Here is a 25,105-nt window from a genome sequence, read left to right on the forward strand (position 1 = left end):
GTCTACTCCTTGATTTCGATTTCGGCGCTGGACTCGACCGCCGCACCTGTCGGGGAAACGACCTGGAGCGTGAGGCGATACCGGCCCTCGTCGAGCATGGGGAGGCGGAGTTCGACGGTGCGGCCCTCGGCGGCGGGATTCGTCGCCGTCTCGAGCCAGCGGATGCCCGCCTGTTCCGTGCCGTCGCCGGCGAGGCCGCTCCATTCGAGTGCCCTGCGCCAGAACCCCTTCCCCTCCCGCGCCAGCGACAGCGTCACCTGGAGCGCGCCGGCGGTGGTCGGGGAGCCGTACCACTCCCAATAGACGGCCAGGGTCTCGCCCGCCCGGGCGGTGCGGTGGCCTCGCGCGCGGGCAAGCGCCTCCGAGAGCGTCGCGGGGGAAGCGCCGGCGGCGTCGAGCAACAGGATGTCGGACAGCTGCGGATGGCTGGCGGCGAGGGGCATCCGCGCGCGTGCGGCGCCGGGTCCCTTCGCGCAGCGCGCCTCGACGCCGACGAGGGTGGCCGGGACGAACCCGCGGGGCTCCGCGACCGCCAGCGGCCCGTCGCCGCGGCCGGTACGCGAGGCCGTCACGCCGTGGGCGTCGGCGAGGAAGAGACCCGTCTCGAGATCGCAGGGGGGCACGGAGTCCGGCCACCTGAACGCGGCCACCAAGCGTCGGCGCCCTTCGCGTCGAAAGCTGGCCACCTGGTGAGGAAGGTCGGCGATTTCGCCGAAAGCCGGTGCCCAGCTCGTGCGCCCCTCCGGCTCATCCAGGTCCCAGAGCGGCCCGTCGTCCGCGGACCCGAGCTGCAACACGGTGAACCTCTGCGCCCCCGGCAGGCGGTGCGACCAGATGATCTCGTCGGTGCGCGAGCCGACGAACCGGCGGCGCGCCCGCTCCCAGCCGGCGGGCCAGCCGAAGCGCAGCGTGATCTCGGTGAGGTCGTCGCCCCACCGCATCCCCCAGGGGCTCGCCGCGTCGGCCTGGAGCGCGGCGCGGACGCGGCGGGCGAGGTGTTCGGAGCGCCGCTCCATCCCCGGAACGAGCCACAGCGGGTCCGAGAGGTGCCAGAACGAGCGCTCCACGGCGCGCCGCGGCGGGCTGCCGCAGGCGAGGCGCTCGTAGCGGCCGCGCGTCCGGCGGTCGAGCACGGGCCCGAGTTCGGTCCAGCCGCAGCGTTCTTCCTCGGTCATCCGGCCGAGCGCGCGGTCGAAGGCCGCCTCCGCCTCCGCATAGCGGCCGCTCTCCTGGAGCACGAAACCGGTGAGCCCGGCGCACCACGCACTCTCCGCGCGGCAGGCGTCCAGCAGCGTGAGCGCCTCCTGCTCGCGACCGGCCTCCAGTCGGTAGGCGACGCGCTGCCCCGCGAGCCACTCGTCGCCGGGGACGATACGGGCGGCGCTGTCGAGAACCGCGATCAGGACGTGCCGCTCCTCCACGACCTCGGGCTCCTCCGGGACCGGCTTCCAATCGTCGTCGTCCCACCCCTCGACGAGGCAGAAACGCCCGATCCCCTCGCCGCATCTCGGGTTGACCAGCGGGCCGCGCGGGAAGTTGCGGCGCCGGACGTGCTCGAATGCGCGCTGAGCGTCGCGCGCCATCTTCAGCGCCGAGGCGGCATTGGGAGATGCGGGAGGCTCGCGGGATTGGGCCGGGGCCGTGGCGACCGCCGACGCCGAGAGCGCGATGAGCGCGAGCGCCGAGGCAGGCGCCGCGCGGGAGGCGTGGGTCCGGATGTTCCAGCCCGCACACATCTCAGTTCAGTACACGTCCAGGTCCCGGCCGTATGCGAGCGGTCCGTCGTAGCCGGCGGCGCGAATCTCCGCGACCATCTCCTCGGGTGTCGCTCCCCAAGCCAACTGGTGATGCAGGACGAGGATTCCCGGGCGCGCCCGCACGGCGAGTTCCGCCAGTTCGACGGTCGAGGTGTGGGCCTGGGCGTGATACACCTGCCATTCCGGCGGACGGTCACGGAATGTCGTGGCCGAGTATACCTCGTGCACGAGCACGTCGCAGCCCGCGCACATCTCGACGATCGCCTCGGTCGGAGCGGTGTCGCCGGAAAGGACCACCGAGCGCCCCGCAGCGTCGAACCGAAAGCCGTAGGCCTCCGGCCAGCCCGTATGCACCACCGCGAAGGCGGTCACGCGGACGCGGTCGTCCTCGTAGATGACCCCCGGGTCGATCTCGACCGTCTCCACGCGCCACCCGTCCGGCGTCGACGGCTGATGGCCGCCGAGCCGGTTCTCGATGTCCGCTTCCCATGCGGCCGTCAGGTGCTCGGCCATCGCCACCGTCCCGCCGGGGCCGAACAGTTTCAGCGGCGCCTCCCGCTCGGCCACCCAGGGCGTGTGGATCAGGTCCGGCAGCCCCAGGGTGTGGTCGCTGTGCAGGTGAGTGAGGAAAGCGATATCCAGCCGCGCCGCCGTGAGGCCCTCGGCGCCGTAGCGGTCGGCCGCCTCCGCCGCGCGGCGTACGAGGCCCACGCCGGCGTCCACGATGTAGGCCCGCCCATCCACCAGTATTGCGGTGGCGGGGCCCGATGCTTCCGGTTCGGGGTTGGGCGTCCCCGTCCCCAGCAGCACGACGTGCATCCCGGTCGAGAGATCGACGCCTCCAGCCGGGGCGGACGGCGCCGTCTCGCCGTCGCCGGCGGCTTCGGCGGCACCGGATCCGGCCTCTCCCGAGCCGCACGCCGAAAACGCCAGCGCGTGGCAGACGGCGAGCAGGCCGGAGGCGGCGTCGGGGCGCTTACGGCTTCGCTTCATGCGGAACATGCGGCAAGATCGTTCGATCGAGCCCGGCGTTCAACCGCTCGACCAGTCTTGACCGGATCCGGCGCAGCCGGCCTTTTGCGGCGATGGACGAACCACGCCGCGCCACGCCTTCCGACCGCCACCCCGTCGCCATCGCCGTCGCGGTCTTCTACGTGCTGCTCTTCGCGGCGCTCGTGTGGCCCGTCTATCCGCGGTTCGCCACCATCGAGCCTCGCGTGCTCGCGATGCCGTTCTCGCTCTTCTACGTCGTCGTCGGACTCCTCTTCTCCTTCTTCGTTCTCTTCGGGTACTACCTGTGGGAACGGAAGCGCGAGACCGCTGACGACGATCCGAACGGCACGGACGGCTGATGCCGGCCTGGCTGATCGTCTTCCTCGTCACGATCGGGTACCTGCTCGCCTCGCTCGCGATCGGGCTCGCCTCCGGCCGCCACGCCTCGGACAGCACGGAGGGCTACGTCGCGGGCGACCGCTCGCTGAACTTCCTCGTCCTCTACTTCATCATGGGGGCCTCGGTGTTCAGCGCGTTCGCCTTCCTGGGCGGGCCCGGCTGGGCCTATTCGCGCGGGGCGGCGGCCTTCTACATCCTCGCCTACGCCTCCGTCGGGCTCGTCCCGTGGTACTTCTTCGGCCCGCGCGTCGCCGCTCTCGGCCGGCGTTTCGGCTACGTCACACAGGCCGAACTCTTCGCGCACCGCTTCGACAGCCGCGCGATCCCGGCCATCCTCGCGGTCCTCTCCATCTTCGCCTTCGTCCCCTACCTGGTGATCCAGATGAAGGGGGCGGGATACGTCTTCAACGTGGTGACGGAGGGACGCGTCCCGCAGTGGGCCGGGTCCGCAATCGCGTACGGGGTCGTCCTCGTCTACGTCTTCCGGAGCGGCGTGCTGGGAGTCGGCTGGACGAACACGTTCCAGGGGATGTTCATGATGGTGCTCGCGTGGGGGCTCGGCCTCTACCTGCCGGCGAAGCTGCACGGCGGCGTGGGTCCCATGTTCGACGCGATCGCCGCCGGGCTCCCGGACATGCTGCGGGGGCCGGGACTCGGGGCGGACGGACAGCCGTGGAGCTGGGGCGCCTACTCGAGTTCGGTCGCCATCTCCGCCTTCGGGTTCAGCGTGTGGCCGCACTACTTCATGAAGATCTACACGGCCCGCGACGTCGACACCCTCAAGCGGACGGTCGTCTATTATCCGACCTTCGCGCTCTTCCTCGTCCCGATCCTCTTCATCGGGTTCTCGGGCGTGCTCGCCTTCCCCGGCGTCGAGCCCGCGGACGCCATCCTGCCCACGATCGTGACGTCGGCGCTGATCGGCTTGCCGCCGGTCATCGTGGGACTCTTCTGCGCGGGGGCGCTCGCGGCCTCGATGTCCACGGGCGACGCGCTCCTGCACGCGGCGGGATCCGTGGCCGTCCGCGACTTCTGGGGAAACCTGCGGCCCGGTGCGCTGGACGACGCGGCGCAGCGGCGCTGGATCCGCCTCATGGTGATCCTCGTGGGCGCCGCCAGCTACGGGCTCGCGCTGATCCCCGGACTCAGCCTCGTGGAGTTGCTGCTCCTCAGCTACGGGTTCATCGCACAGCTCTTCCCGCTGACGGTCGTGACCTTCCTGTGGCGGGGCGTCACGCGCGCGGGGGCGCTGTGGGGCCTCGTGACGGGCGGCGCCATCGCGTTCTTCCTCGATCTGGCGCTGCGGCTGGATCTCGTCTCAGCGGCCGCGACCGCCGGCGTTCACCCGGGGATCTACGGCATGGTCGGGAACGTCCTCGTCATGATCGCCGTCTCCCGCCATACCGGGCGCCTCGCCCCCGCGCACGTCGCCGAGTTCATCGACAACTAGCTCGCTCGGGCGTAGCGGGCCGGCCACAGGAACGCGAGGGCGGCGTTGCCGCGGATTCCCCTCGCCAGTTCGTCGATCACGATGTGCTCGTTCACGGTGTGGGCCAGGCGGTCGTCCCCGGGCCCGAAGCCGACCACGGTCATGCCCGCGAGCCCGAAGTGTCCGCCATCGGTCGCGAAGTCCCAGATGTCGACCGGCGGCTCGGCCCCGAGCGGACCGGCCAGGACCTCGACCGCCGTCCGGACCGCGTCGTGGTCGGCGGGCAGCGAGAGCGCCGGGTTGTCGGCCGGGTACGTCATCTCGTACCCCGCGTAGCTGGAGCGCTCATGCTGCGGGATCAGGATGTCGCTGCTTGACCCCTCGATCTCGCACGCCCGCAGCACCGGAAGGAGTTGCTCCCTGAGCGAGGCCGCGTCCTGCCCGGTCACGGTGCGGCAGTCGAGCGTGACTTCCGCCAGGCCCGGGATGACGTTGCCGCTGGTCTGGTCCGTCCCGATGAGCGTCGGGGCGATCGAGCAGGTGCCCAGGTCGGGATCGTGCGCGAGGTCGACGTCCTCCAGCGCGGCGAGGAACCGTCCGAGCACAGTCAGCGGATTGCGGCCGATGTCGGTCATCGAGGCGTGGGCCATCTTCCCCCGCACCTGGACGCGGAGTTCGATCCGGCCCCGGTGTCCGCGACGGACCTCGTTGCGGCTGGGCTCGCCGATCAGGACCAGGTCGGGCCGTAGCGTTTCGGCCATGTAGCGGGCACCGAGTCCCCCGACTTCCTCCTGTACCGTTCCGGTTACGTAGACGTCGCCGGGGGGCCGCCGTCCGGCGGCGATGAGCCGGGCGACGCCGTGCATCTGCGCCGCGAGCGGTCCCTTGATGTCGATCGCACCGCGCCCCCACAGCAGGCCGTCATGTATTTCGCCGCCGTAGGGGTCGTGGGGCCAGTCGGCCGGATCCCCGGCGTCCACATGGTCGAGGTGGGTGTTGAACATCACAGAGGGAGCGTCGCCGAGCCCCCGGAGGAGACCGATGACGTTGCCCGCCGCGTCGTACTCGACTTCGTCGTAGCCGAGCTCGCGCATCTCGTCGACGACGAGCATGGCGAGTTCGCCTTCTTCGCCGGGCATCGACTGCGTGCGGATGAGCCGCTGGAGGAACCGGACGCAGGCGTCGAGTCCCTCGCCGGACAACTCCGAAACGGTGCGGTCGTTTGACATGGTCATGATCGGCTCTCAGGGGGTTCGGGGTTTGGTCGGCGGCAGCCGCGAGCGTGGAATCTAGCGCGGAAGGTTCCTGCGGGAACGTCTCGCCGCCCGCTTCAGTCGTCAGTAACGGAGGGCGGGAGGCCGATGGGCCGAGCCGCCCCGATGGCCGCCGCCGCCGCGAGCGTCTGTCCCTCCCCGCGCGGGGGCCCGACGACCTGCAGCCCGACCGGCAGCCCCGCGGCATCCAGCCCCGCCGGGACGCAGGCCACGGGCAGGCCGGGCATCGAGAGGAGGAAGGTGGGGGCGATCCAGTCCACGTACGTATTCATCGGCCGCCCCCCGACCGTCTCCGGATAGTTCTGCTCCGCCGGGAAGGGCGGGATCGCCATGCACGGCGTCAGGAGCGCGTCGTAGCCTTCGAGGAGGACGAGAAGCGCCTCCCTCACCCGGCGGCGCGCGTTCTCCGCCGCGCCGATCTCGGCCGGGGTCAGCGCCAGGCCGGAGCGGAGGTTCGCCGACACGTTGGGGCCGAAGGCATCGACCCGGTGGAGTTCGGCCTCAAAGTGGGACACGAACCAGTGCCCGCGGAGGACGAGGAACGCGTCCCACGCCCAGGAGAGGTCGAGATCCACCTCGTCGACCTGCGCGCCCGCCGACCGAAGCGACGCCACGGAGTCGCGGCATGCCGCCTCTACGCCGCCGTCGATGCCGATGCGCGCGATGTCGCCGCACCAGGCCCAGCGGCATCCGGCGAGATCCGCGGCGCCGGGTGCCGGCCAGCGCGGCTCGGGGGCGCAGACCGGCGATGCCGGAGCGGGTCCCGAGATCGCGCGGAGCCCGAAGGCGACATCCTCCGGATCCCGCGCCATCAGGCCGGTCGACTGCAGATCGTCCCACAGGTAGGCGGCCGGCACCGTCGGGACGAGTCCCGGCGTGGGGCGAAGCCCGGCGATTCCGCAGAACGAGGCCGGGATCCGCAGCGAGCCGCCCAGGTCGGTGCCCTGCGCGAGCGAGATCATCCCGGTGGCGAGAGCGACGGCGCCGCCCCCCGTCGACCCTCCCGCGCTGAGGGCGGGATTCCACGGGTTCCGCGTCACTCCGAACACTTCGTTCCACGTGTTTCCGCCGGCGGCGAACTCCGGCGTATTCGTCTTCCCGAGGATCACCGCGCCGGCCTCGCGCAGGCGACGCACGACGAGCGCATCCTCCCCGGGCACGTGGTCCGCGAACAGCGGCGAGCCGTACGTCGTGCGGAGGCCCGCCGTCTCGGTCACGTCCTTGACGCCGACGACGAGCCCGGCGAGGGGTCCCGGATCCGCGCCGGCCGCGAGGGAGGCGTCGACCGCGGCCGCCTCCGCCTCCGCGGCGGGGTTGAGGGTGACGACCGCATTGAGCTCCGGGTTGTGCCGTTCGACGCGGACCAGGCAGGCGCGGAGCAGGTCGCCCGCGCTCAGCGCCCCCGCGCGGATGCGCCGGGCCTGCTCGCGCGCCGGGAGCAGCGCCGGATCGCGGGGTTCCGTCACGGCAGGCGAATCTCCCCGGCCCCGGCGCCTACGGCAGGAACATCTGGGCGATGGCCTCGCCGTACCTCGCCGAGTCGAACGGGAGCGCGTTCGTCTGGAGCGCGACGACCACGCCGTAGTCGTCGAAGTTCGCGAGGAAGGACCGCGTCCCCTTCACCGTGCCCGTATGGCTCGGATACCGGCGCCCCTTCGGATCCGTGCGGATGAACCACGCCAGCGCCTGCTCGTGCGCGATCGGATCGCCCAGCCCGTCCGGTGACGACGGATCGATCTGCCGGATCCCGGGCTCGAGCTGCGGCCGGTGCATCTCGGCCACCGTCTCCGGCGCGAGCAGGCGCCCGTCGTTGATCGCGATCGCGAAGCGGACGAGGTCCTCCACGTTCGAGATGATGCCGCCGCCCGCGTACTTGTAGCTCGGATCCTCCGGCGGGGCGTTGATGAAGCGGCCGGACTCGCCCCGGACATAGCCGCGGCCGCGGTTCTGCACGACCCGCGACGGGACATCGAACTGCGTCGCGAACATCCCCGCCGGCTCCCACACGTTGCGCTTGAGGTATTCCTCGTAGTCCATCCCCGACGCCGCCTCGACGATCCCGTGCTGGAGGTTGTGCGCGTGCGAGGAGTACATCCACCCGGAGTCCGTGTCGTAGGCGAGGGGGTCGTCGCGCCACAGCTCCGTCGCCTCCTCGAAGGTGTCGTAGTGCCGCAGCGCCAGCAGGCCGTGGGGTCCGAATTCGACGCCGTTGTAGTGCCGGATCCCCGAGGTGTGCGTGAGGATGTGGCGCACCGTGATCGGGAACTCCCGCTCGGGATACCAGGGCATGTACGTCTGGAGCGTCGCGTCGAGGTCCACCTTCCCCTGCTCGACGAGCTGCATGAGCCCGACCACGGCCAGCACCTTCGACACCGATCCCACGTTGTGGACCGTCCGCCCGCTGGCGGGGGTGCGGTTGTCCAGTTCGGCGACGCCCACCCCCTCGGAGAAAACGATCTCCCCGTCCACCGCTACCGCGACGGACAGCCCGGGAAGGTCGTTGTCATTACGGATCTGCTCCATGTAGTCGAGCAGTCCCTCCCACGAGAAGCTCTGCGCCTCCAGCGGGGCTGCGGCCTGCGACAGCAAACCGAACGACAGGAGGAGCGACAGCAGCGGCAATGCGTTTTTCCGTGCACGGCTGGCGATCGTCATGTTCAACCTCTCCATCTGAAGACTTCCCGGGCGCGCATGTTCGCCCGGCCGTCCATCCCCGACTATTCCTCGAGGAACGCCACCACGCGGCAGAAGGCGGCTTCTCCTCCCTTGAACTTCCATGGGAAGCACCCGATGGTGAGCCGCCGGTTCTGCAGCTCCGGCTCGGCGATCCGTCCGCCGAGGTTCTCTATGTGCATGCAGTTGTGGGGAAAGAGCGCATTGTGCGTGAGCTGGTAGTGCTCCTCGGGAAACAGCTCCTCCACGGCTTCGGCCCCGCCGAACACCTTCTCCGCCATCGCCCGCACGCGGTCGCAGTGTCCGAAGGTGCCTTTTCCGAGGAATCTCCCGATGGGGAGGTTCATGGGATGATCGGTGGAGATCACATCCACGCCCCAGACCTTGATCTTCCGGTCGATGAGCCACTGCACCATGTCGGGGTGCGCGCCGGGGTGCGTATGGACGTAGCGCTCCTCGTTCGCCTCGGCGCCGAACTGCGCGAAGCGCTCCCAGCCCGTGTGCAGGATCAGGAGGTCTCCGTCGCGGATCTCCACCCGCGATTCGATCATCTCGGGCGTGTACACGGCGAGGTCGCCCATCTCGTCGCGCAGGTCGACGATGACGCCGTCCCCGTACAGCCACTCGAGCGGGATCTCGTCGACCGTCATCCCGTTGGTCACGAAATGGCGCGGCGCATCGAGGTGCGTGCCCATGTGGTTCGAGGTCTGGATGTACTGCGCGTTCACCCCGTGTTCGACCTTCCGCTTGATGTACTTCACTTCGAAGGGGGGATAGTAGGGCCAGAAGAAGCAGTCCTGATTGAGGGGCTGTGAGAGATCGTAGAGTTTCATGAGCGAACGGCTCCACTCGGTTCGGGTTTGAGGCGGCGAGGACCGACGGCCTACGCTCCCGCATCCGGTCCGGGAACGCAATGCCGGTCACGACGGCGGGGCCGGGGCGTCGAAGAGCGCCTGCACGGCGGGTTTCTGCACCTTGCCCATCGCGTTCCGCGGCAGGTCCGCGACGCAGAGCCAGGCGCGCGGCACCTTGTAGTGCGCGAGCCGGTCCCGGACCCACGGGTCCAGCCGCTCCGGGAGCGAGTCCGGCCGCGGCGGCGCGTCGGGCTCGGGGACCACCGCGGCGGCGACCCTCTCTCCCCAGTCGTCGTCCGGGATTCCGACCACGGCGCAGTCCCTCACGTCCGGGTGCGTACGCAGCAGTTCCTCGATCTCGACCGCCGAGATCTTGTAGCCGCCGCTCTTGAGGATGTCGACGGAGCGGCGCCCCAGGAGGCGGTAGTAGCCGTCCTCGAGGACCGCTTCGTCTCCGGTCAGGAACCACCCGTCGGCGAAGGCGGCCGCAGTCTCTTCGGGGCGCCGCCAGTATTCGGAGAACACCATGGGGCCGCGGATCCGGATCTCCCCCGATTCTCCCGGCGCGAAGACCTCCAGGCCGTCCGCGAGCACGCGCCCCGTGGCGGGGCGCACGAGACGCAGGCCGACCCCGGGCAGCGGCTGGCCCACGGTGCCCGGCCGGCGCTCGCCGTCGTACGGATTCGAGAGCCCCATGCCGATCTCCGTCATGCCGTAGCGCTCGAGGAGACGGTGCCCGGTGATGTCCTCCCAGCGCTCGAACGCGCGGACGGGGAGGGCCGCCGAACCCGAAACCATCAGCCGGAGCGGCCGCACGCCCTGCGACCACCGCTGGCGCGTGGCGCGGTCCGCGGCATCCCAGGCGTGCAGGAGCTTCGCGTAGATCGTCGGCACGGCCATGAACACGCTGATGTCGCCCGAGGCGAGTCGCTCCCAGGCGGCCGCCGGATCGAACGACCCGCCGAACTCCACCGCGGCCCCCGCGTAAAGCGGACAGCAGAGCGCGTTGACGACGCCGTGCGTGTGGTGGAGGGGAAGGACGTGGAGGATGCGGTCGTCCCGTTCCCACCTCCACGCGTCGATCAGCGACCGGATGTGCGCCTCGATCTGGCCGTGCGTCGTCACGACTCCCTTGGGGCGTCCCGTCGTGCCGCTGGTGTAGAGGATCATCGCGGGTCGATCGGATCCGACCGTCGGCAGCGGGTCCGGGTCCGGCCCGTCGGACACGGAAGAGCTCGCGCCAGTGTCGGATACGTCGTGAAACGGGATGCCACGCTCCCGGGCGGGGCCTTCGATGCGGCGTCCGGTCTTTCCGGCGCCGAGGAGCGCGGTGCAGTCGGCGTCGTCGATCACGTAGTCGATCTCGGGCGCGGGATGGCCCGGACAGAGGGAGACGGCGATCCCGCCGGCGCGCCAGATCGCCCACTGCGCGACGACGTACTCGAATCCCGGCTCCATGAGGAACCCGACCCGGGCCCCGTCCAGATCGGCGGCGCCGGCATCGGCAAGGAGATGTCGGGCCCGGAGCCGCGATTGCGCCTCGAGCTCGCCATAGGTGTGGGACGCGCCTCCGGCGAGCACGGCAAGGCGATCCGACCACTCCGGAGACGGGCGAAAGAGCGCGGGGCCGGTCAAGTCCGGGCGCGATCCGCCGCGCGCGACACCACCCGGGCGGTCAGAGTGCGGACCAGGTGCCGGCGGTACGCCTCGCTCGCGTGCATGTCGGCGGCGGGGTCGCAGGTCGCCGCGCAGGCGGCCGCGGCGGCTTCGATCGCTTCCGGCGTGGGCTCCGCGCCGACGAGGGTCCGCGCCGCCTCGCTCATCAGGCAGGGCGTGGCCCCCCCGTTCACGAGCGAGATGGCGGCTTCGTCGCACACACCGCCTGAGTCCAGCCGCACCCGCGCCGCCACGCCGGCGAGGGCGTAGTCGCCCCGGCGCCGGGCCACCTCGTCGAAGGCCGTCCCCTCTCCCGGGGGCGACGGCGGCACCTCGATCGCCGTGAGAAGTTCATCGGGTTCGAGCGCGGAGAAGAAGGGGCCGAGGAAGAAGTCCTCCAGATCCAGGGTCCGCTCCACCCTGGAGCCGGACTCCCCTCCCCGCGAGCGACGGGCGATCCGGACCCGCGCCCCGAGCGCGAGGAGGACGGCGGGCAGTTCCGCGGCGGGATCGGCGTGCGCCACCGAGCCTCCGACCGTGCCCCGGGACCGGATCTGGGGGTGCGCGATGAAGGGCGCCGCTTCCGCGAGGAGCGGGGCCCGCCGCGCGATGAGCGGATCGCGCTCCAACTGGCGAACCCGAACCATGGCGCCGAGGAGCAGCCCTCCGCTCTCCGTCTCCTCGACCCCCGCCAACGCCTCGATCCCGTTCAGGTCCACGAGACGTTCCGGCGCCGCGAGACGGAAGTTGAGCATCGGGACGAGGCTCTGTCCGCCCGCGAGCGGCCGCGTCTCGACGGACGCATCCGCGAGCGCCGCCAGCGCTTCGTCCAGGTCGGCCGCCGCCACGTACTCGAAGGGCGGCGGCTTCACGACGACCCCCGCAGGAGTTCGAACAGGCGGCCGGGGCTCAGCGGGATGTCGAGGATCTCCAGTCCCGGCGCGATGTCGGCCAGCGCATCCTCGACGGCCTGCGCGAAGGCGGCCGCGACCGGGATCGCGCCGCCCTCCCCCACCCCCTTCGTCCCCAGCGGATTCAGCGTCGATGGCGTCTCGAGGTGGGCCGTCTCGATCGCGGGGACGTCCGTCGATGTCGGGAGCAGGTAGTCCATGAACGAGGCGTTGCTCGTCCCGCCGAACTCGTCGAACACGAGTTCCTCGTAGAAGGCGTTTCCGATCCCGGCCGCGACGCCGCCGTGGATCTGGCCTTCCACGATCGTCGGGTTGATCACCGTCCCGCAGTCGTGCACGACGATGTAGCGCAGGATCTCGACCATCGCCGTCTCGGGATCCACCGCGACGACGACGGCGTGGGTTCCGTTCGCGGTCGTCCCGTACGGCGGGCCGAAGTACGAGGTCGCCTCCAGCCCCGGCTCGGTCCCCGGCTGCACGGCTCCGCGCAGCGGGTTGGCGCTCACCGCGAGCGCGCCGAGGTCGACGGACAGGTCCGGGGCGCCCCGCACGCGGGCGGCGCCGTCGGCGAGTTCAAGGTCATCGGGATCGACCTCGAGCGCCGCCGCGGCGTGTCCCAGGATCTTCTCCCGCACGGACTGCGCCGCGGCGTGGATCGCGTTGCCAGCGACGACCGCCCCGCGGCTCGCGAAGGTGCCCGTCCCCCAGTGGAAGTCGCTCGTGTCACCCGTCACCACCCGCACATCGGACGGCGCCACCCCGACCGCGTCGGCCACGATCTGCGCGAAGGAGGTGAAGTGCCCCTGGCCCTGGGTACCCACGCCGGTCGCGAGGCGGACCGTGCCACCGGGTTCGACGGTGATCCGCGCGCCCTCGTAGGGGCCGATTCCCGTCCCCTCCACGTAGTTGACGACGCCGACGCCGACCGCGCGTCCGTCCGCCCGCACCCGTTCGCGTTCCCGCCGGAACGTCTCGTGCCCGACGAGACGGACGGCCTCCTCCAGCGACTCCTCGTAACTCCCGCTGTCGTACCGGAGCGGGGCGAAGTCCTGGTACATGATCTCGTGGTTGTACGGAAACTCGTCCGTACCGATCACGTTGCGGCGGCGGATCTCGACCGGATCGAGGCCGAGGCCGCGCGCCGCGAGGTCGAGCAGGCGCTCCATGACGAACACGCCGTGCTGCCGCCCGGCGCCGCGCACGGGCGTGACGATCGGCTTGTTCGTGAAGGCGACCCGGAACTCGCTCTCGTAGCTCGGCACCCGGTAGGGCCCGAGCAGCGTGCACTGGCTGTTGATGGGGATCGTGAGGCCGTAGGGGTCGTAGGCCCCCGAGTCGTGGATGAAGATGTCGCGCACGCCCAGGATCCGGCCCTCGCGCGTCACCGCGATCTCCGCCTCGTGCAGTTGCCCCCGCTCCTGGGTCGTGGCGAAGAAGTTCTCGTACCGGTCCTCGACCCACTTCACGGGCCGCCCCAGCCGGATCGAGGCCCAGGGGACGAGGATCTCCTCCGCGTAGAACATGATCTTCGGGCCGAAACCGCCGCCCACGAAGGGGGCGATGAACCGCACCTGCGACTCCGACAGGCCGAGCGCCGCGGCGACGACGTTGCGCACCGGAATGGGGGCCTGCGTCGTGTCCCACACCTGCAGCCGGTCAGCCCGCGCATCCCACTCGGCCACGACGGCCCGGTTCTCGATCGCGCCCCCGATCCCGCGGTCGTAGCTGAAGCGGCGCTCCAGGACGAGGTCGGCCCGCGCGCGCGCGGCGGCGTAGTCCCCCTTCGTCTGCCGGACGTGCGCGGCGAGGTTCGACGGGAGGTCTTCATGCACCCGCGGCGCGTCCCCATCGAGCGCTCGTCCGAGATCCACGACGGGATCGAGCGGCTCGATGTCGGCCTCCACGAGCTGGGCCGCGTCCTCGGCCACGTAGCGGCTCTCCGCGACGATCATGGCCAGCGCCTCGCCCTGGTGCCGGATCCGCTCGCGGACGAGCGGGAGCGCGGTGCGCGCGTGGAACACCAGCCCTTCGAGCGGCGGCGGCGGGACGAGCACCGCGCCGGGACGAAGAAGCGGGCCGAGATCGGCGGCCGTGAAGACGGCGTGGACTCCGGGGTGCGAGCGGGCCCGCTCCACGTCCAGCCGACGCAGCCGTCCGGCCGGCAGGTCGCTGCGCACGAAGGCGACGTGCAGCGCGCCCGGCGGCTCGACGTCCTCCACGAACTGCGCGCGCCCAGCCAGGAGCCGCGCGTCCTCGTTGCGCGGCACCCGCGCCCCGACCCACGTCCCGCCCGCCCGGCTCATGGGCGGTCCATCCGGCTCACGGCTCCCCCTCCCCGACGGCGCCGTCCGCCGCGAGGCGCTCGGCCGCGAGCGCGACCCCCTCCACGATGTTGTGGTAGCCCGTGCAGCGGCACAGGTGCCCGGACACCGCCTCGCGGATCTCCTCCCTCGAAGGCGCCGGGTTGTCGCGCAGGAAGGCCTCGGCCGTCATGAGGATGCCCGGGGTGCAGAAGCCGCACTGCAGGCCGTGCGCCTCGTGCAGGGCCCGCTGGACCGGATGCAGTCGTTCGACGGTGATCGCTTCTCCCGGCTGCACTTCGGCGAGTCCCTCGACCGTCGTCACTTCGTGCCCGTCGATCTGCACCGCGAACAGGAGGCAGGCCCGGACCGGCTCCCCATCCAGTTGCACGGTGCACGCCCCGCACACGCCGTGCTCGCACCCCACGTGCGTGCCGGTAAGTCCGACCTCGGAGCGCAGGAAGTCCGACAGGAGCAACCGCGGCTCGACGTCCCCGGACCACGCGTTGCCGTTGATCCGGGCGGATATTCGCACGGCGTTCAATCCCGTTACGGGACGAGTTCCTGGCGCGGCTGGAGCTTCACCGCCCACAGCCCGCTGAAGTACTCCGCGAAGAAGAGGTTCCCCTTGTGGATCTGCGGCCCCCAGGTGAAGGGGGCGTTCGCCACCACGCCGTCCGGGTCGTACGCCATGTAGCGCGCGATCTCCCGGCCCTGCTCGCCGAGGTTCCCCTTCAGTTCCCCGGAGATGTCGAGCACCCGCAACCCGCCGTTGTAGAACGCCGCGTACAGCTTGTCATCCTCGATCCACATGTTGTGCGACCCCGCCTCCGGGATCTCGTAACGCGCGACCTCCTCCGGGTTGTCGGGGTCCGTGAAGTCCACCACGTGGATGTAGCCGGACATGAACTGCGGCGTGCGCTCCGGGTCCTGCCCGTCGAAGCCCGGACGCCCCGCCTCGTCTCCCATGAAGACGTAGAAGCGCCCGGTGGGACTCCTATAGGGGAAGGCGGCGTGCGTCCGCCCCCCGATGTCGCGGAAGCGGGCGATCTCCACGGGGTTCGTGGGTGAGCCGCCGCGGTCGCCGCCCCCCACATCGATGAGCACGACCCCGTCGCCCCAGTTCGACGTGTACGCGATCCCGTCCACGATCCAGATGTCGTGGATCGCGTGCCCCGGCGTGTCGAGTTCGAACCGGCCCACGCGGTGCGGGCTGGCCGGGTCCTCGATGTTGATCACGTCGAAGCGGCGCCCGTTGTTCACCGCGTACACGTGACCGTCGTGGATGAAGAGGTTGTGGACGCCGCCGGTAAGCTCGTCATCGAATACGGAGATCGTCGTCACGTCCCGCGGGTTCCGGCAGTCGAGGATGACGATCCCGTTGCGCCGGTTCGAGGCGCCCTCGCGCGAAATCACGCAGACCTCCCCGTCCTCGCTCACCTTCACGTCGTTCGTCGTGCGCGCGTCGACGACGACGGAGTCGGTGAGGACGGGACTCGCCGGATCCGTCACATCCCAGAAGTAGACGGCGCCCGCCGCCGCGTGCGTACCCGTGATCGCGTAGTCGCGACCGTCGACTCCCTCCCACACCCACAGGTCCGAGGTGCGCTCGTTGTTGACCTGTCCCTGCCCCACGAACGTCACTTCCTGCGAGGCGTGGCGCGGATGGATCTCCAGCGAGGTGCGCGCCGCTCGGCCCGGCACGTTGGCGACGACCGTGTACACGCCGGGGAAGTAGGCCACGAACCGGCCCTTCTCATCGATCTCCGCCGGAGGAATGTCCGCCGTCGCCTCGATGGAGGGATCGGACATCACGGTCCAGGTGACCGGCAGGTCGCCCACGGCGCCGCCCATCGCGTCCTCGACCGCCGCCTCGAACCGCACCACGTCGCCCGTTCGCGCCCGCTCCGCGCTCCCGGACACCGTCAGGCGAGCCGCGGGGTTCTCCCTGACCTCGTAGGAGACCTCCGCCGCGACGCCTTCCGCTTCCGCCCGCAGCGCGAACTGCCCGGGCGCGTGCGGGGTGACGATGCCGAAGCGGTCCACGGTCGCGACGCCCTCGTCGGAGGTGGACCAGCGGATCTCGCCATCGCGCTCATCCTCCGCCGTGTCGAGCAGCGTCGCCCGGTGACGCGTCGCGACGCCGACGTACGTCGACCCGCCCGAAGGCGTCACGTCGATCCGGTCGAGCGGGGGAAAGGCCACGCTCACCGTGATCTCCCCGCGCAGGCCCCGCGCGTTGGCCACGATCGCGGAGACGAAGTATTCGCCGCCCCTTACCGCCCTCACGCGGCCCGTCGTGCGGTCCACGTCGAGGCTCCGGCGCGCGCTCCCCGTCCGCCCGTCCGCGAAGGAGGGGAAGAAGAGGACCTGGGCGTCGACCGCGTTCCCATCGGCGTCCAGCACGCGCACGTCGAGCGTGGCCTCCTCCCCCACCTCCAGCGACAGCGCGCCCGGAACGATCTCGACCGAGACCGCCTCCTGCGCCGCGACGGGAGCCATTGCGGGGAATCCGGCGACCGAAAGCACCAGGAGCGCGACTACGTGGCGGGCGGGAATCTTCATCGTTCGACCTTCGTCTGCGGGACGTGCGGATCAATACGCCCCAAGATGCCCGGTTCGGAAGGGACGGCGCAAACCGGCCGGGGGGTCGCAGCGCATCAAGGGACCTTACCGCACGCCCCACCATGGCGCCGCCGGGACGCTGGGGGGACGAGCCGCTCGAGCTTCTCTCCGTCGTGCAACAGGGTGCCGGGCATCGCTCAAGGCGAGGACGCGTCGTGGCCTTGACCTCGACGGGCAGGAGTTTGTCTCCCACCTCGATCGCGGAGTCCACAGGCGTTCAGTAGTTGTTGGCGTGGACGGCCTGCACGGCGCGGCCTGACGGGTCGGCCATGCCTGCAGAGGCGGGGTCCCCGGTGATCGGGGCGGGCGTGCTGCATGCGATGCTTGAACCCCCGGGACGCCTCGGACGACCGGTGCGCCGGGGAAGTGGGACGCGAAGGTCGAGCGCTAGAGATACGCTTCTTGAACTTTGGCCTTGTCCATCCCCCCCCCCAACGCGTAGGGTATCGCGATCACGATACGGATTCTCACTAACCCTATGGAAGATGGAGGAAGTCATGCGTTCGATCCGACGGATTGCAACGACGCTCACGCTGCTGTTCGCGACGAGTCTTTCTTTGAGCGGACAGGTGGCTCCAGATCTATGCACGCAGGACTGCCACAATCAGGCGATGGAAGAGTATAACGCCACTTGGGAGAGGTTGCAGGCGATCGGCAATCGTCTCACCGACGAGGCGATCGAGATTATGGCTACATCGGCGGGCAGCCGGGTGTTCTGGGCCTGCCTGGATGACGAGTGCGGACTTCAGTAGCTCTGTTGGGGGCGGGTCTGCTTCTGGGTTGTGAGGGGGAAGAGGAGGCGGGGCCAGCGAACCTGATAGAGCTTGAGCCGGTGGCGACGACCCGGCTCGAGGGGACTCTGCTGGGGCTGTCCCTGCCTTCGCCCGATACAGTTTGCGCGGTGGACCCTTTTCTTTATAGGGTCAACTGTGGAGACATTCGGGGAAACCGATGGTCGTTCGGCACAAAAGGTGAGGGGCCAGGTGAGATGGAATCGCCCATGGGCCTCGTGCCCGCGCCGAATGGGGACCTCATCCTTTACGACGTTCAACTACAGCGGTTTTCGAGATTCACCGCCGAAGGAACGTTCGTTGAATCGATGCCGTCGTCTCAGAGGTGGACCCTGCTTTCCGATGGCGGAGACAGTACGGCGTTGGCGATGGAGCCAGGTTCCGATGCGGAGATCCATCTCGCGACCGGCGAGGTGCTCTGGCGGGGACGGCCGGACGGAGCCGAGGTGCGGTGTCGGACCTCGCCGGGGTACGGGCAGGAGAAGGTACAAGGCGCTCACCTGGTGGCTGCCGGCGTTCTCTATTTCGCCTGTTTCGGCGAATACCTGTTGTGGTATCCGGATGGGCTTGAGGGGCGAGTAATCGTGCTTTCATCGCCGACCTACGAAGAGCGCTTGCCGGAAGAATCCGTAGTTCAAAGACGCCTCGATAATCAAGCGCGACGCGCGCGGGAAGGTGGCTGGACGGCTGGACTGTCGATCGAGGATCTGCGCAGCCAGGCGCTTCCATGGTACGGGTGGGGAGGCATCGACGCTGCCGGTCGGCTTTGGCTACCACACCTTCGAGAGACCAGGCACGTGTATGTAGATTCCTTCCGGCTAGACCACGAACCATCCTTCGTTGAGACCGTAGTTCTGAGAGCACCGACGCGAGACCTAATGGTCAAGGGCGATCGGCTGCTGGGGATCGAACCGGACACCTCGGGGCTGGGCGTCAACACCATTTATTGGTACAACCTTCCGCGTGGGGACGGACGCTGAAGCGCAGAAATCGGCCGTCTGGGCGATCCGGGCGTTACCGAATCAGTAGCTGTGGGCGTGGACGCCCTGCACGGCGCGGCCGGAGGGGTCGGCCATGTCGGCGAAGGCGGGGTCCCAGGCGATCGCCGCTGGCGTGCTGCAGGCGATGCTGGGGCCCTCCGGGACGCAGCGGACGGCCGGCTCGCCGGGGAAGTGCGAGGCGAAGATCGAGCGGTAGAGATACGCTTCCTTCGTGAGCGGCGTGTTGGTGGGGAACCGCGCGGCCGCCCTAGCGAGCTGTCCGTCGCCGACCTCGCGCTCGGCCGTCTCCTTCAGGCTGTCGATCCAGGAATAGCCCACGCCGTCGGAGAACTGTTCCTTCTGGCGCCACAGGATCTCGTCGGGGAGGAGTCCCTCGAACGCTTCGCGCAGGATGTGCTTCTCCATGCGGCCGTCCGCCGGCCGCTTCGACTCGGGGTCGAGGGCCATGGCGACATCGAGGAACTCGCGGTCGAGGAAGGGGACGCGCGCCTCCACGCCCCACGCCGCCATCGACTTGTTCGCTCGCAGGCAGTCGTACTTGTGGAGCTGGTCCAGCTTGCGGACGGTCTCGTCGTGGAACGCTCGCGCGTCGGGGGCCCGGTGGAAGTAGAGGTAGCCCCCGAAGACTTCGTCGGCGCCCTCGCCCGAGAGCACCATCTTGATCCCCATCGCCTTGATGCGGCGCGCCATGAGGTACATCGGCGTGGACGCCCGCACGGTCGTCACGTCGAACGTCTCCAGGTGGCGGATGACGTCGGAGACCGCGTCGAGCCCCTCCTGAAGCGTGTACACGATCTCGTGATGCACCGTGCCGATCGCGTCCGCCGCCGCCCGCGCCGCCGCCACGTCCGGCGCCCCTTCGAGCCCGACGGCGAACGAATGCAGCCGCGGCCACCAGGCCTCCTCGGCGTCCCCCGTCTCCACGCGCCGGCGCGAGAACTTCATGGCCAGCGCGGAGATGATCGACGAGTCGAGGCCGCCCGACAGCAGCACCCCGTACGGCACGTCCGACATCAGTTGCCGGTGCACCGCCTCCTCCAGCGCGTCGCGCACGCGCGCCGGGGCCGTCGGTCCGCCCGCCACCGCGTCGTACTCACGCCACCCCGGGCGGTAGTACGGCACCGGCCGGCCATCGCCGCGGCCGCTGTCGAGCATGTGCCCGGGAGGGAAGTCGTGGATCTCGGGACAGGTGTCGATGAGCGCCTTCATCTCGGAGGCCACGTAGAAGCGGCCCTCCGCGTCCCGTCCCGTGTAGAGCGGCATGACGCCGATGGGATCGCGCGCGATCAGGTAGCGGTCGCGCGTCTCGTCGTAGAGGGCGAACGCGAAGATCCCGCTCAGCTCGTTGAGCCACTCCGCGGGGGCGTCGGGCCGCGCCTCGTACAGGGCGAGGATGACCTCGCAGTCCGAGCGGGTGCGGAACGGATACCCGCGCGCCACGCCCTGCTCCAGCGCCCGGTGGTTATAGATCTCCCCGTTGACCGCGAGCACCGTCGTGCGGTCCGGGCCGAACAGGGGCTGCGCCCCGCTCTCCACGTCGACGATGGACAGCCGCTCGTGGGCGAGGATGGCCCGCTCGCCCGCGTAGATGCCGCTCCAGTCCGGCCCCCGGTGCCGCTGGCGCCGCGAGAGGTCGAGCGCCCGGCGGCGGAGACCCGCGGCGCCGGGCTCGAACTCGAAGATGCCGAGGACGGAACACATCGGTCAGGGAACGAGCCGTTCGTCCCGCGCCTTCACGAGAAACAGTCCCTCGCGCCGGCTCGAGAGGAGGATCGTCCCGCTCTCGAAGTACGGATAGACGCTCCACGTGCCGTCGAAGCCCGCCGCGTCCTCGCTCCAGGGGGTGGTATCGAAGCTCCCCGCTTCCGTCGGGTTCTCGGGGTCGCTGATATCGAGCACGCGCAGCCCGGCGCGGTTGTTCGACATATAGAGCCGGTCGCCGCGCACGTAGAGGTTGTGGTCCGTGACCTTCGTCTCGCTGTAGTACTCCCGGACGAGGAGCGGATCGTCGAGATCCCGCAGATCCCACACGAGGGTCCGGGTCGCGTCCACCTGCCCGCTCACCTCATCGAGTTCGTCGTTGGAGTAGAAGTACGCGTGGTCTTCCGTGAGCCATCCCTGGTGCGCGTAGGCCACGTTCGGGTATTCGGCGCGCGCCACGGCGACCGGGTTCGACTTGTCCGTCACGTCCGCGATCGAAATCGCCGTCTCGTTCGCGTTCACGCAGATCTCGCGGCCCGAGTAGTCCTCGTCCGGGCCGTGGTAGATCACGCACTGCGTGTCGTGCGAGTTCCCTGTGTTGCGGCGCCCCGTATTGGGGTGCGCGAAGCAGCCGACGAACACCGGATTGAGCGGGTCGTTGATGTCGACGATGTGCGAACCGCCGCCGCACGTCTCGCCCCCGCCGGAGGCGCCCACCAGGTACGCGAAGCCCGTCTCCTCGTTGATCGCGACGTTGTGAACCGAGGCGACCTCTTCGTACAGCGCCGTGGGCTCCCACTCCCGGGGCTCCGCGACGTCGCGCAACTGGGTGAGGTCGAAGACCTGCATCCCGTGCTGCCCCGCCCCGTCGGCAACGACGAACATGTGGTCTCTGTACACTTTCATGTCGCGCCACGTGTTCGACCGGCTCCCCGGCGTCTTGGCGAAGTTGCCGAGATACCGCGGGTGGAACGGGTCCGTGACGTCGACGAACGCGATGCCGTCCATGCGGCCCACGAGCGCGTATTCCATTCCCGTCAAGGGATCGGTCCAGCCCCACACGTCGTTGAGGCGGATGCCGCGGGGGGCGCCGAGTTCTTCCCGCGGGATGAAGGAGAGGAGATCCACGCGGTCGCAGTCGAACCCCTCGGCGAGCCCTTCCTCGCAATCGATCTGGCCGCCGGAAATGGAGGAGAGCCCGACCTGCTCGCTCATGAGCCGGACGATCGCGGTCCCATCGGCACCGGCCGCGCGAACGATGGCGGACCCGGCCCCGAAGTCGTCGGTCGGGAGACCCGCAACGACCTGTCCGCCGCCCGCCGCCACCACTCGGCCCGCCGAGGCGGGTTCCCGGCCCGGCATCTCCCAGCCTTCGCCGACGGTCCAGTCGTCCCCGACGCGTTCAAGGCGGTACACGAGGCCCTGGCCGTAGGCCGCCGCCGGGGCGCCGACCCAGGCGACGGTGCCGTCCACGGCGAGGCTGGCGCCGAACTGCGCGGGGGCCTGGTTGCCGGGCCCGATCGTGCCGACGGGCTGCCATTCGCCATCGGCGTTCCTCGCGAATCGGTGGACGGCGCCCAACCCCTCGTCTTCCCCGGCCGCTCCGACGAGTGCTTCGTCGCCCGCAAACGCCACGGCCGATCCGAGGGCGCGCCCGGTCTCACCGCCATCGCCGGCCAACCGGGCTACGCGCCGCCAGCCTGCCGCCGCGTCGAAGCGAAACAGGTACGCCACGCCGCGGGCCTCGTCGGCGAGCGGCGCGCCAACCAGCGCGAGGTCGCCGGCCAGCGCGATCGAGACCCCGAATCCTGTTCGACCGGGGTCCGCCGAGAGCCGGACATCCTCCTCCCAGCCACCGCCGACCGCGCGCCGGTAGGCGATGACGATCTCCTGGCCGCTCGCATCGTCCGAAGCGGCCACGAGGAGGTGTTCTTCGCCCGCGGCCAGCGACCGTCCGAACGCCGCAAGGCCGGGAGAGGGGATCTCCGCGGCGTGCAACCACTCGGATCCGCGCTCGTACACGTGCACGGCGCCCGCTCCCGGCGCGCCGACGAACAGCCGGGAGCCGGCGGCCGCGAGGGCAACCCCGAAGCGGTCCCGCACGGCGGCCTCCGGCGCGTACAGCGCCTGGACTTCCGTCCAGTCTCCGGCGCGGAACACGCGCACGCTCCCCGGTTCGCGTTCGGACGTGGGTTCTCCCACCAGCACTTCCCCGTCGCCCACGAGTACCGAAGTGCCGAACCCCTGCGCCGCGAGCGCCGCGGGAGCCGACGCCTCGATCAGGACGGCGACGGCCGCGAACCCGAGGAAGGCGGCGGCGAATGATCGGATCTCCGGTCGAGTCTTCGTAAGAAAGGCCATCACTGCGGTCCTCCGGTTTCGAGCGATCCCGCATACGCGGTGAACAGATCGTTGATGTAGTGCACGTCGCGCCCCTCGCGGGCCAGGTAGCTCGCGGCCACCGCGGCCCGCGCGCCGCTCAGGCAATGTACGAGCAGCGAACCGTTCGGCGGCAGCCGGTCCGCGTAGTCGGGCAGCCGAGTATAGGAGGCGTTGACCGCCCCCGGCAGGTGCGAGGCGGCATACTCCGCGGCGTATCTCACGTCGAGGACGTCGCCCTGCCCGCTCGTCGACAGCCGGCTCGCGGCCTCGAGGTCGATCTCCGGGATCGCGGCCGCCTCCCCGCCCTCGGCAAAGTACCGCTGCAGCGCTTCGTGCTCCACGAAACCCCTCACATCGTCGAACCCGATCCGCACCAGGCGTCGCACCGCCCACTCGAGATCCGTCTCATCGATGACGAGCGTGACCGCGGCGCCCTCCGGCAGAACGGAACCCGCCGCCGTGCAGAACGATTTCGTGAGGGGAACGTAGACCGACCCCGGCAGGTGCCGCGCCATGAACGCGGACCGGTCCGGCCGCGTGTCGATCACGACGTCTCCGGCGTTCGCACCCGCCCCGGCGCGAGACGCCGCCTCCCGCGGCGAGACTCGGCGCGGCCGCGGAAGGCCGCCCAGCACGGCAGGGCCGTCCCGGTTGTCCCGCTTCATGCGGGCGAAGTACATCGGCGGCTCGGGCTGTCCCTCGAGAATATGGGAGATGAACGCGTCCTCCCCCTTCAGCGCCGCCGCGATCGCCGGGCTGAAGCGCCGTTCATAGCCCACGGTCGTCTCCGGCACGGCCCCGAGCGCCTTCCCGCACGAGGAACCGGCGCCGTGGGCCGGCCACACCTGCAGGTAGTCGGGCAGGTCGAGGAAGCTTCGCACCGAGCCGTACAGCCGGCGCGCCGCGGGCCTCATCGCCCCCGTGACGCGCGCCGCCGTCTCGAGCAGGTCCGGCCGGCCGAGGTCGCCCACGAAGACGAAGTCTCCCGAGAGGAGACCCATCGGCTCGTCGGCCCCCGCACCGCGGTCCGTGACCAGAAACGACAGGTGCTCGGGCGTATGTCCCGGCGTATGCAGCGCCCGGAAGTCGATGTCGCCGGTTGCGAAGCGGTCGCCATCCCGGAGCGACACGTGGTCGTAGTCCCCGTCGCGGGCCCACTCGTAGCGCCAGTCGGGGCCGCCCTCATCCGACAGGTAGAGCCGGGTCCCGAAGCGTTCGGCGAACTCCCTCGCGCCGGAGAGGAAATCGGCGTGAATGTGGGTCTCGGCGACGGCGACGATCCGCAGTCCCTCGCTCGCCGCGAGGTCCACGTAGCGGTCGATGTCGCGCTCAGGATCGAAGAGGATCGCGTCGCCGGTACGCTGGCACCCGATGAGGTACGCGTACTGCGCGAGCGTGTCGTCGAAAATCTGTCGAAAGAACATCCCGTCGAAGCCGCCTCTCGAAGCTCTCCGGCGCGCCGGATGCCGCTACGGCGCCGCGATCAGCCCCGCCAGCAATGCGACGCGCTCCACGGCCCGGTCGATCCACACGAACTCGTGCCGGGCATGGGCGCCGTCGCCCACGGCCCCGAGCCCGTCGAGCGTCGCCGTGTACTGGCTCGTCAAGTTACCGTCCGAGCCGCCGCCCGCCGATCCCTCCTCGAGTTCGAGGCCGATCTCGTCCGCGACCCGGAGCGCCCGCTCCCAGAGCGCGACGTTGCGCGGCGTGCGCTCCAGCGGCCCGCGTCTGGCGACCTCCGTGACCGTGATCCGCGTCCCCGGCACGGCGGGTTCCAGTCCGAACATCCCCTCGCGGATGCGGTCGGCCTCGGCGGCCGTCCACACGCGGACGTCCACCTCGCAACTCGCATGCGCCGCGACGACGTTGGAGCGCGAGCCGCCCTCGATGACGCCCACGTTCATCGTCGTCCCGGTCCCGGGGTCCGCCAAGCCGTCGATCCGCCGGATCGCGTGCGCGAGTTGGAGGATCGCCGACGCCCCCTCTTCCGGGGCGAGTCCCGCGTGCGAACTCCGTCCCGCGACCTCGACGCGGTACTGGCCGATCCCCTTGCGCCGCGTCTTGAGCCGGCCCCCGGGGCCCAGCGCGGGTTCGAGGACGAACGCCCGGGACGCGCCACGCGCGAGGTCGCGAACCAGCGGCTCGGACTCGGGGCTCCCGATCTCCTCGTCCGAGTTGATGAAGAAGATGGGTGCGACGCCCGCGTCCAGCCCGAGGTCCCGGAGCGCCCGCAGCGCGAACACGCCGATCGCGAGCCCGGCCTTCATGTCGAAGGCGCCCGGACCCGAGAGACGCCCGTCGGACACCCGGACCGGCATTTCCCGCAGCGTGCCGATGGGCCACACGGTGTCCATGTGTC

At 70.4% G+C, this 25,105-nt stretch carries 19 protein-coding genes; 4 read left to right on the forward strand and 15 right to left on the reverse strand.

Annotated features, from left to right (window positions below):
* Window positions 1-2: 2 nt before the first annotated feature.
* Both RN743_RS11015 and RN743_RS11020 read right to left on the reverse strand, forming a co-directional pair.
* Window positions 3-1,736 carry a hypothetical protein gene (locus RN743_RS11015; RefSeq protein ID WP_310779855.1) on the reverse strand — a complete coding sequence of 578 codons (1,734 nt, stop codon included), beginning with the start codon at window positions 1,734-1,736 and terminating at the stop codon, window positions 3-5.
* 6 nt (window positions 1,737-1,742) lie between these two features.
* Complete coding sequence (locus tag RN743_RS11020) at window positions 1,743-2,750, reverse strand: MBL fold metallo-hydrolase (RefSeq protein WP_310779856.1); 1,008 nt, start codon at window positions 2,748-2,750, stop codon at window positions 1,743-1,745.
* A 92-nt stretch (window positions 2,751-2,842) separates the two neighbouring features.
* Here RN743_RS11020 and RN743_RS11025 point away from each other — a divergent pair, with 92 nt between their 5' ends.
* Both RN743_RS11025 and RN743_RS11030 read left to right on the forward strand, forming a co-directional pair.
* On the forward strand, window positions 2,843-3,109 hold the full coding sequence (locus RN743_RS11025) for a hypothetical protein (protein ID WP_310779857.1): 267 nt from the start codon (window positions 2,843-2,845) through the stop codon (window positions 3,107-3,109).
* On the forward strand, window positions 3,109-4,599 hold the full coding sequence (locus RN743_RS11030; protein WP_310779859.1) for a sodium:solute symporter family protein: 1,491 nt from the start codon (window positions 3,109-3,111) through the stop codon (window positions 4,597-4,599). Before RN743_RS11025 ends, RN743_RS11030 begins: the two co-directional genes overlap by 1 nt.
* On the opposite strand, the gene RN743_RS11035 is transcribed toward RN743_RS11030, so the two are convergent.
* The 9 genes from RN743_RS11035 to RN743_RS11075 all read right to left on the reverse strand — a co-directional run bounded on the left by RN743_RS11035 (window position 4,596) and on the right by RN743_RS11075 (window position 16,811).
* Entirely contained in the window at window positions 4,596-5,813 is a 1,218-nt protein-coding gene (locus RN743_RS11035) for a M20/M25/M40 family metallo-hydrolase (RefSeq protein WP_310779861.1), read from the reverse strand. The two genes, RN743_RS11030 and RN743_RS11035, sit on opposite strands and share 4 nt — an antisense overlap.
* A 95-nt stretch (window positions 5,814-5,908) precedes the next feature.
* Window positions 5,909-7,318 (reverse strand): amidase family protein, encoded by a 1,410-nt coding sequence (locus RN743_RS11040; RefSeq protein WP_310779863.1) that lies wholly within the window; start codon window positions 7,316-7,318, stop codon window positions 5,909-5,911.
* Between the two features lie 28 nt (window positions 7,319-7,346).
* Window positions 7,347-8,507 carry a serine hydrolase domain-containing protein gene (locus RN743_RS11045; RefSeq protein ID WP_310779865.1) on the reverse strand — a complete coding sequence of 387 codons (1,161 nt, stop codon included), beginning with the start codon at window positions 8,505-8,507 and terminating at the stop codon, window positions 7,347-7,349.
* A 62-nt stretch (window positions 8,508-8,569) separates the two neighbouring features.
* A complete protein-coding gene (locus RN743_RS11050; RefSeq protein ID WP_310779867.1) occupies window positions 8,570-9,358 on the reverse strand; it encodes a cyclase family protein in 789 nt (262 codons plus the stop codon).
* Between the two features lie 87 nt (window positions 9,359-9,445).
* On the reverse strand, window positions 9,446-11,014 hold the full coding sequence (locus RN743_RS11055) for an AMP-binding protein (RefSeq protein WP_310779869.1): 1,569 nt from the start codon (window positions 11,012-11,014) through the stop codon (window positions 9,446-9,448).
* Window positions 11,011-11,907 carry an FAD binding domain-containing protein gene (locus RN743_RS11060; protein ID WP_310779870.1) on the reverse strand — a complete coding sequence of 299 codons (897 nt, stop codon included), beginning with the start codon at window positions 11,905-11,907 and terminating at the stop codon, window positions 11,011-11,013. The genes RN743_RS11055 and RN743_RS11060 overlap by 4 nt, the downstream gene beginning before the upstream one ends.
* On the reverse strand, window positions 11,904-14,249 hold the full coding sequence (locus tag RN743_RS11065; protein ID WP_310779872.1) for a xanthine dehydrogenase family protein molybdopterin-binding subunit: 2,346 nt from the start codon (window positions 14,247-14,249) through the stop codon (window positions 11,904-11,906). Before RN743_RS11065 ends, RN743_RS11060 begins: the two co-directional genes overlap by 4 nt.
* 16 nt (window positions 14,250-14,265) lie before the next feature.
* A complete protein-coding gene (locus RN743_RS11070) occupies window positions 14,266-14,790 on the reverse strand; it encodes a (2Fe-2S)-binding protein (RefSeq protein ID WP_343219024.1) in 525 nt (174 codons plus the stop codon).
* A 5-nt stretch (window positions 14,791-14,795) separates the two neighbouring features.
* Complete coding sequence (locus RN743_RS11075; protein ID WP_310779876.1) at window positions 14,796-16,811, reverse strand: Ig-like domain-containing protein; 2,016 nt, start codon at window positions 16,809-16,811, stop codon at window positions 14,796-14,798.
* 557 nt (window positions 16,812-17,368) lie between these two features.
* Here RN743_RS11075 and RN743_RS11080 point away from each other — a divergent pair.
* Together RN743_RS11080 and RN743_RS11085 are read left to right on the forward strand one after the other, a co-directional pair.
* Window positions 17,369-17,623, forward strand: coding sequence for a hypothetical protein (locus RN743_RS11080; RefSeq protein WP_310779878.1), 255 nt, complete (start codon window positions 17,369-17,371; stop codon window positions 17,621-17,623).
* 236 nt (window positions 17,624-17,859) lie between these two features.
* Window positions 17,860-18,642 (forward strand): hypothetical protein, encoded by a 783-nt coding sequence (locus tag RN743_RS11085; protein ID WP_310779880.1) that lies wholly within the window; start codon window positions 17,860-17,862, stop codon window positions 18,640-18,642.
* Between the two features lie 42 nt (window positions 18,643-18,684).
* On the opposite strand, the gene asnB is transcribed toward RN743_RS11085, so the two are convergent.
* The 4 genes from asnB to RN743_RS11105 form a co-directional block, all read right to left on the reverse strand.
* Window positions 18,685-20,364, reverse strand: coding sequence for an asparagine synthase B (gene asnB, locus RN743_RS11090; RefSeq protein WP_310779882.1), 1,680 nt, complete (start codon window positions 20,362-20,364; stop codon window positions 18,685-18,687).
* Between the two features lie 3 nt (window positions 20,365-20,367).
* The gene (locus tag RN743_RS11095) at window positions 20,368-22,725 is read right to left on the reverse strand and encodes a choice-of-anchor B family protein (protein WP_310779884.1); all 2,358 of its coding nucleotides are present in this window, start codon (window positions 22,723-22,725) and stop codon (window positions 20,368-20,370) included.
* The gene (locus RN743_RS11100) at window positions 22,725-24,170 is read right to left on the reverse strand and encodes an MBL fold metallo-hydrolase (RefSeq protein ID WP_310779886.1); all 1,446 of its coding nucleotides are present in this window, start codon (window positions 24,168-24,170) and stop codon (window positions 22,725-22,727) included. The genes RN743_RS11095 and RN743_RS11100 overlap by 1 nt, the downstream gene beginning before the upstream one ends.
* A 45-nt stretch (window positions 24,171-24,215) precedes the next feature.
* A partial coding sequence (locus RN743_RS11105) for a M20 family metallopeptidase (RefSeq protein ID WP_310779888.1) occupies window positions 24,216-25,105 on the reverse strand: 890 nt, incomplete at its 5' end.

Origin of the sequence: Candidatus Palauibacter scopulicola, from assembly GCF_947581915.1 — a bacterium.
GTDB classification, from domain to species: domain Bacteria; phylum Gemmatimonadota; class Gemmatimonadetes; order Palauibacterales; family Palauibacteraceae; genus Palauibacter; species Palauibacter scopulicola.

Excerpts from the sequence above, each read along its gene's own strand:
- RN743_RS11015 (WP_310779855.1), bottom strand. The coding sequence starts at position 1,736 with ATGTGTGCGGGCTGGAACATCCGGACCCACGCCTCCCGCGCGGCGCCT.
- RN743_RS11020 (WP_310779856.1), bottom strand. The coding sequence starts at position 2,750 with ATGAAGCGAAGCCGTAAGCGCCCCGACGCCGCCTCCGGCCTGCTCGCC.
- RN743_RS11025 (WP_310779857.1), top strand. The coding sequence starts at position 2,843 with ATGGACGAACCACGCCGCGCCACGCCTTCCGACCGCCACCCCGTCGCC.
- RN743_RS11030 (WP_310779859.1), top strand. The coding sequence starts at position 3,109 with ATGCCGGCCTGGCTGATCGTCTTCCTCGTCACGATCGGGTACCTGCTC.
- RN743_RS11035 (WP_310779861.1), bottom strand. The coding sequence starts at position 5,813 with ATGACCATGTCAAACGACCGCACCGTTTCGGAGTTGTCCGGCGAGGGA.
- RN743_RS11045 (WP_310779865.1), bottom strand. The coding sequence starts at position 8,507 with ATGACGATCGCCAGCCGTGCACGGAAAAACGCATTGCCGCTGCTGTCG.
- RN743_RS11050 (WP_310779867.1), bottom strand. The coding sequence starts at position 9,358 with ATGAAACTCTACGATCTCTCACAGCCCCTCAATCAGGACTGCTTCTTC.
- RN743_RS11065 (WP_310779872.1), bottom strand. The coding sequence starts at position 14,249 with ATGAGCCGGGCGGGCGGGACGTGGGTCGGGGCGCGGGTGCCGCGCAAC.
- RN743_RS11075 (WP_310779876.1), bottom strand. The coding sequence starts at position 16,811 with ATGAAGATTCCCGCCCGCCACGTAGTCGCGCTCCTGGTGCTTTCGGTC.
- RN743_RS11080 (WP_310779878.1), top strand. The coding sequence starts at position 17,369 with ATGCGTTCGATCCGACGGATTGCAACGACGCTCACGCTGCTGTTCGCG.
- RN743_RS11085 (WP_310779880.1), top strand. The coding sequence starts at position 17,860 with ATGGAATCGCCCATGGGCCTCGTGCCCGCGCCGAATGGGGACCTCATC.
- asnB (WP_310779882.1), bottom strand. The coding sequence starts at position 20,364 with ATGTGTTCCGTCCTCGGCATCTTCGAGTTCGAGCCCGGCGCCGCGGGT.
- RN743_RS11095 (WP_310779884.1), bottom strand. The coding sequence starts at position 22,725 with ATGGCCTTTCTTACGAAGACTCGACCGGAGATCCGATCATTCGCCGCC.
- RN743_RS11100 (WP_310779886.1), bottom strand. The coding sequence starts at position 24,170 with ATGTTCTTTCGACAGATTTTCGACGACACGCTCGCGCAGTACGCGTAC.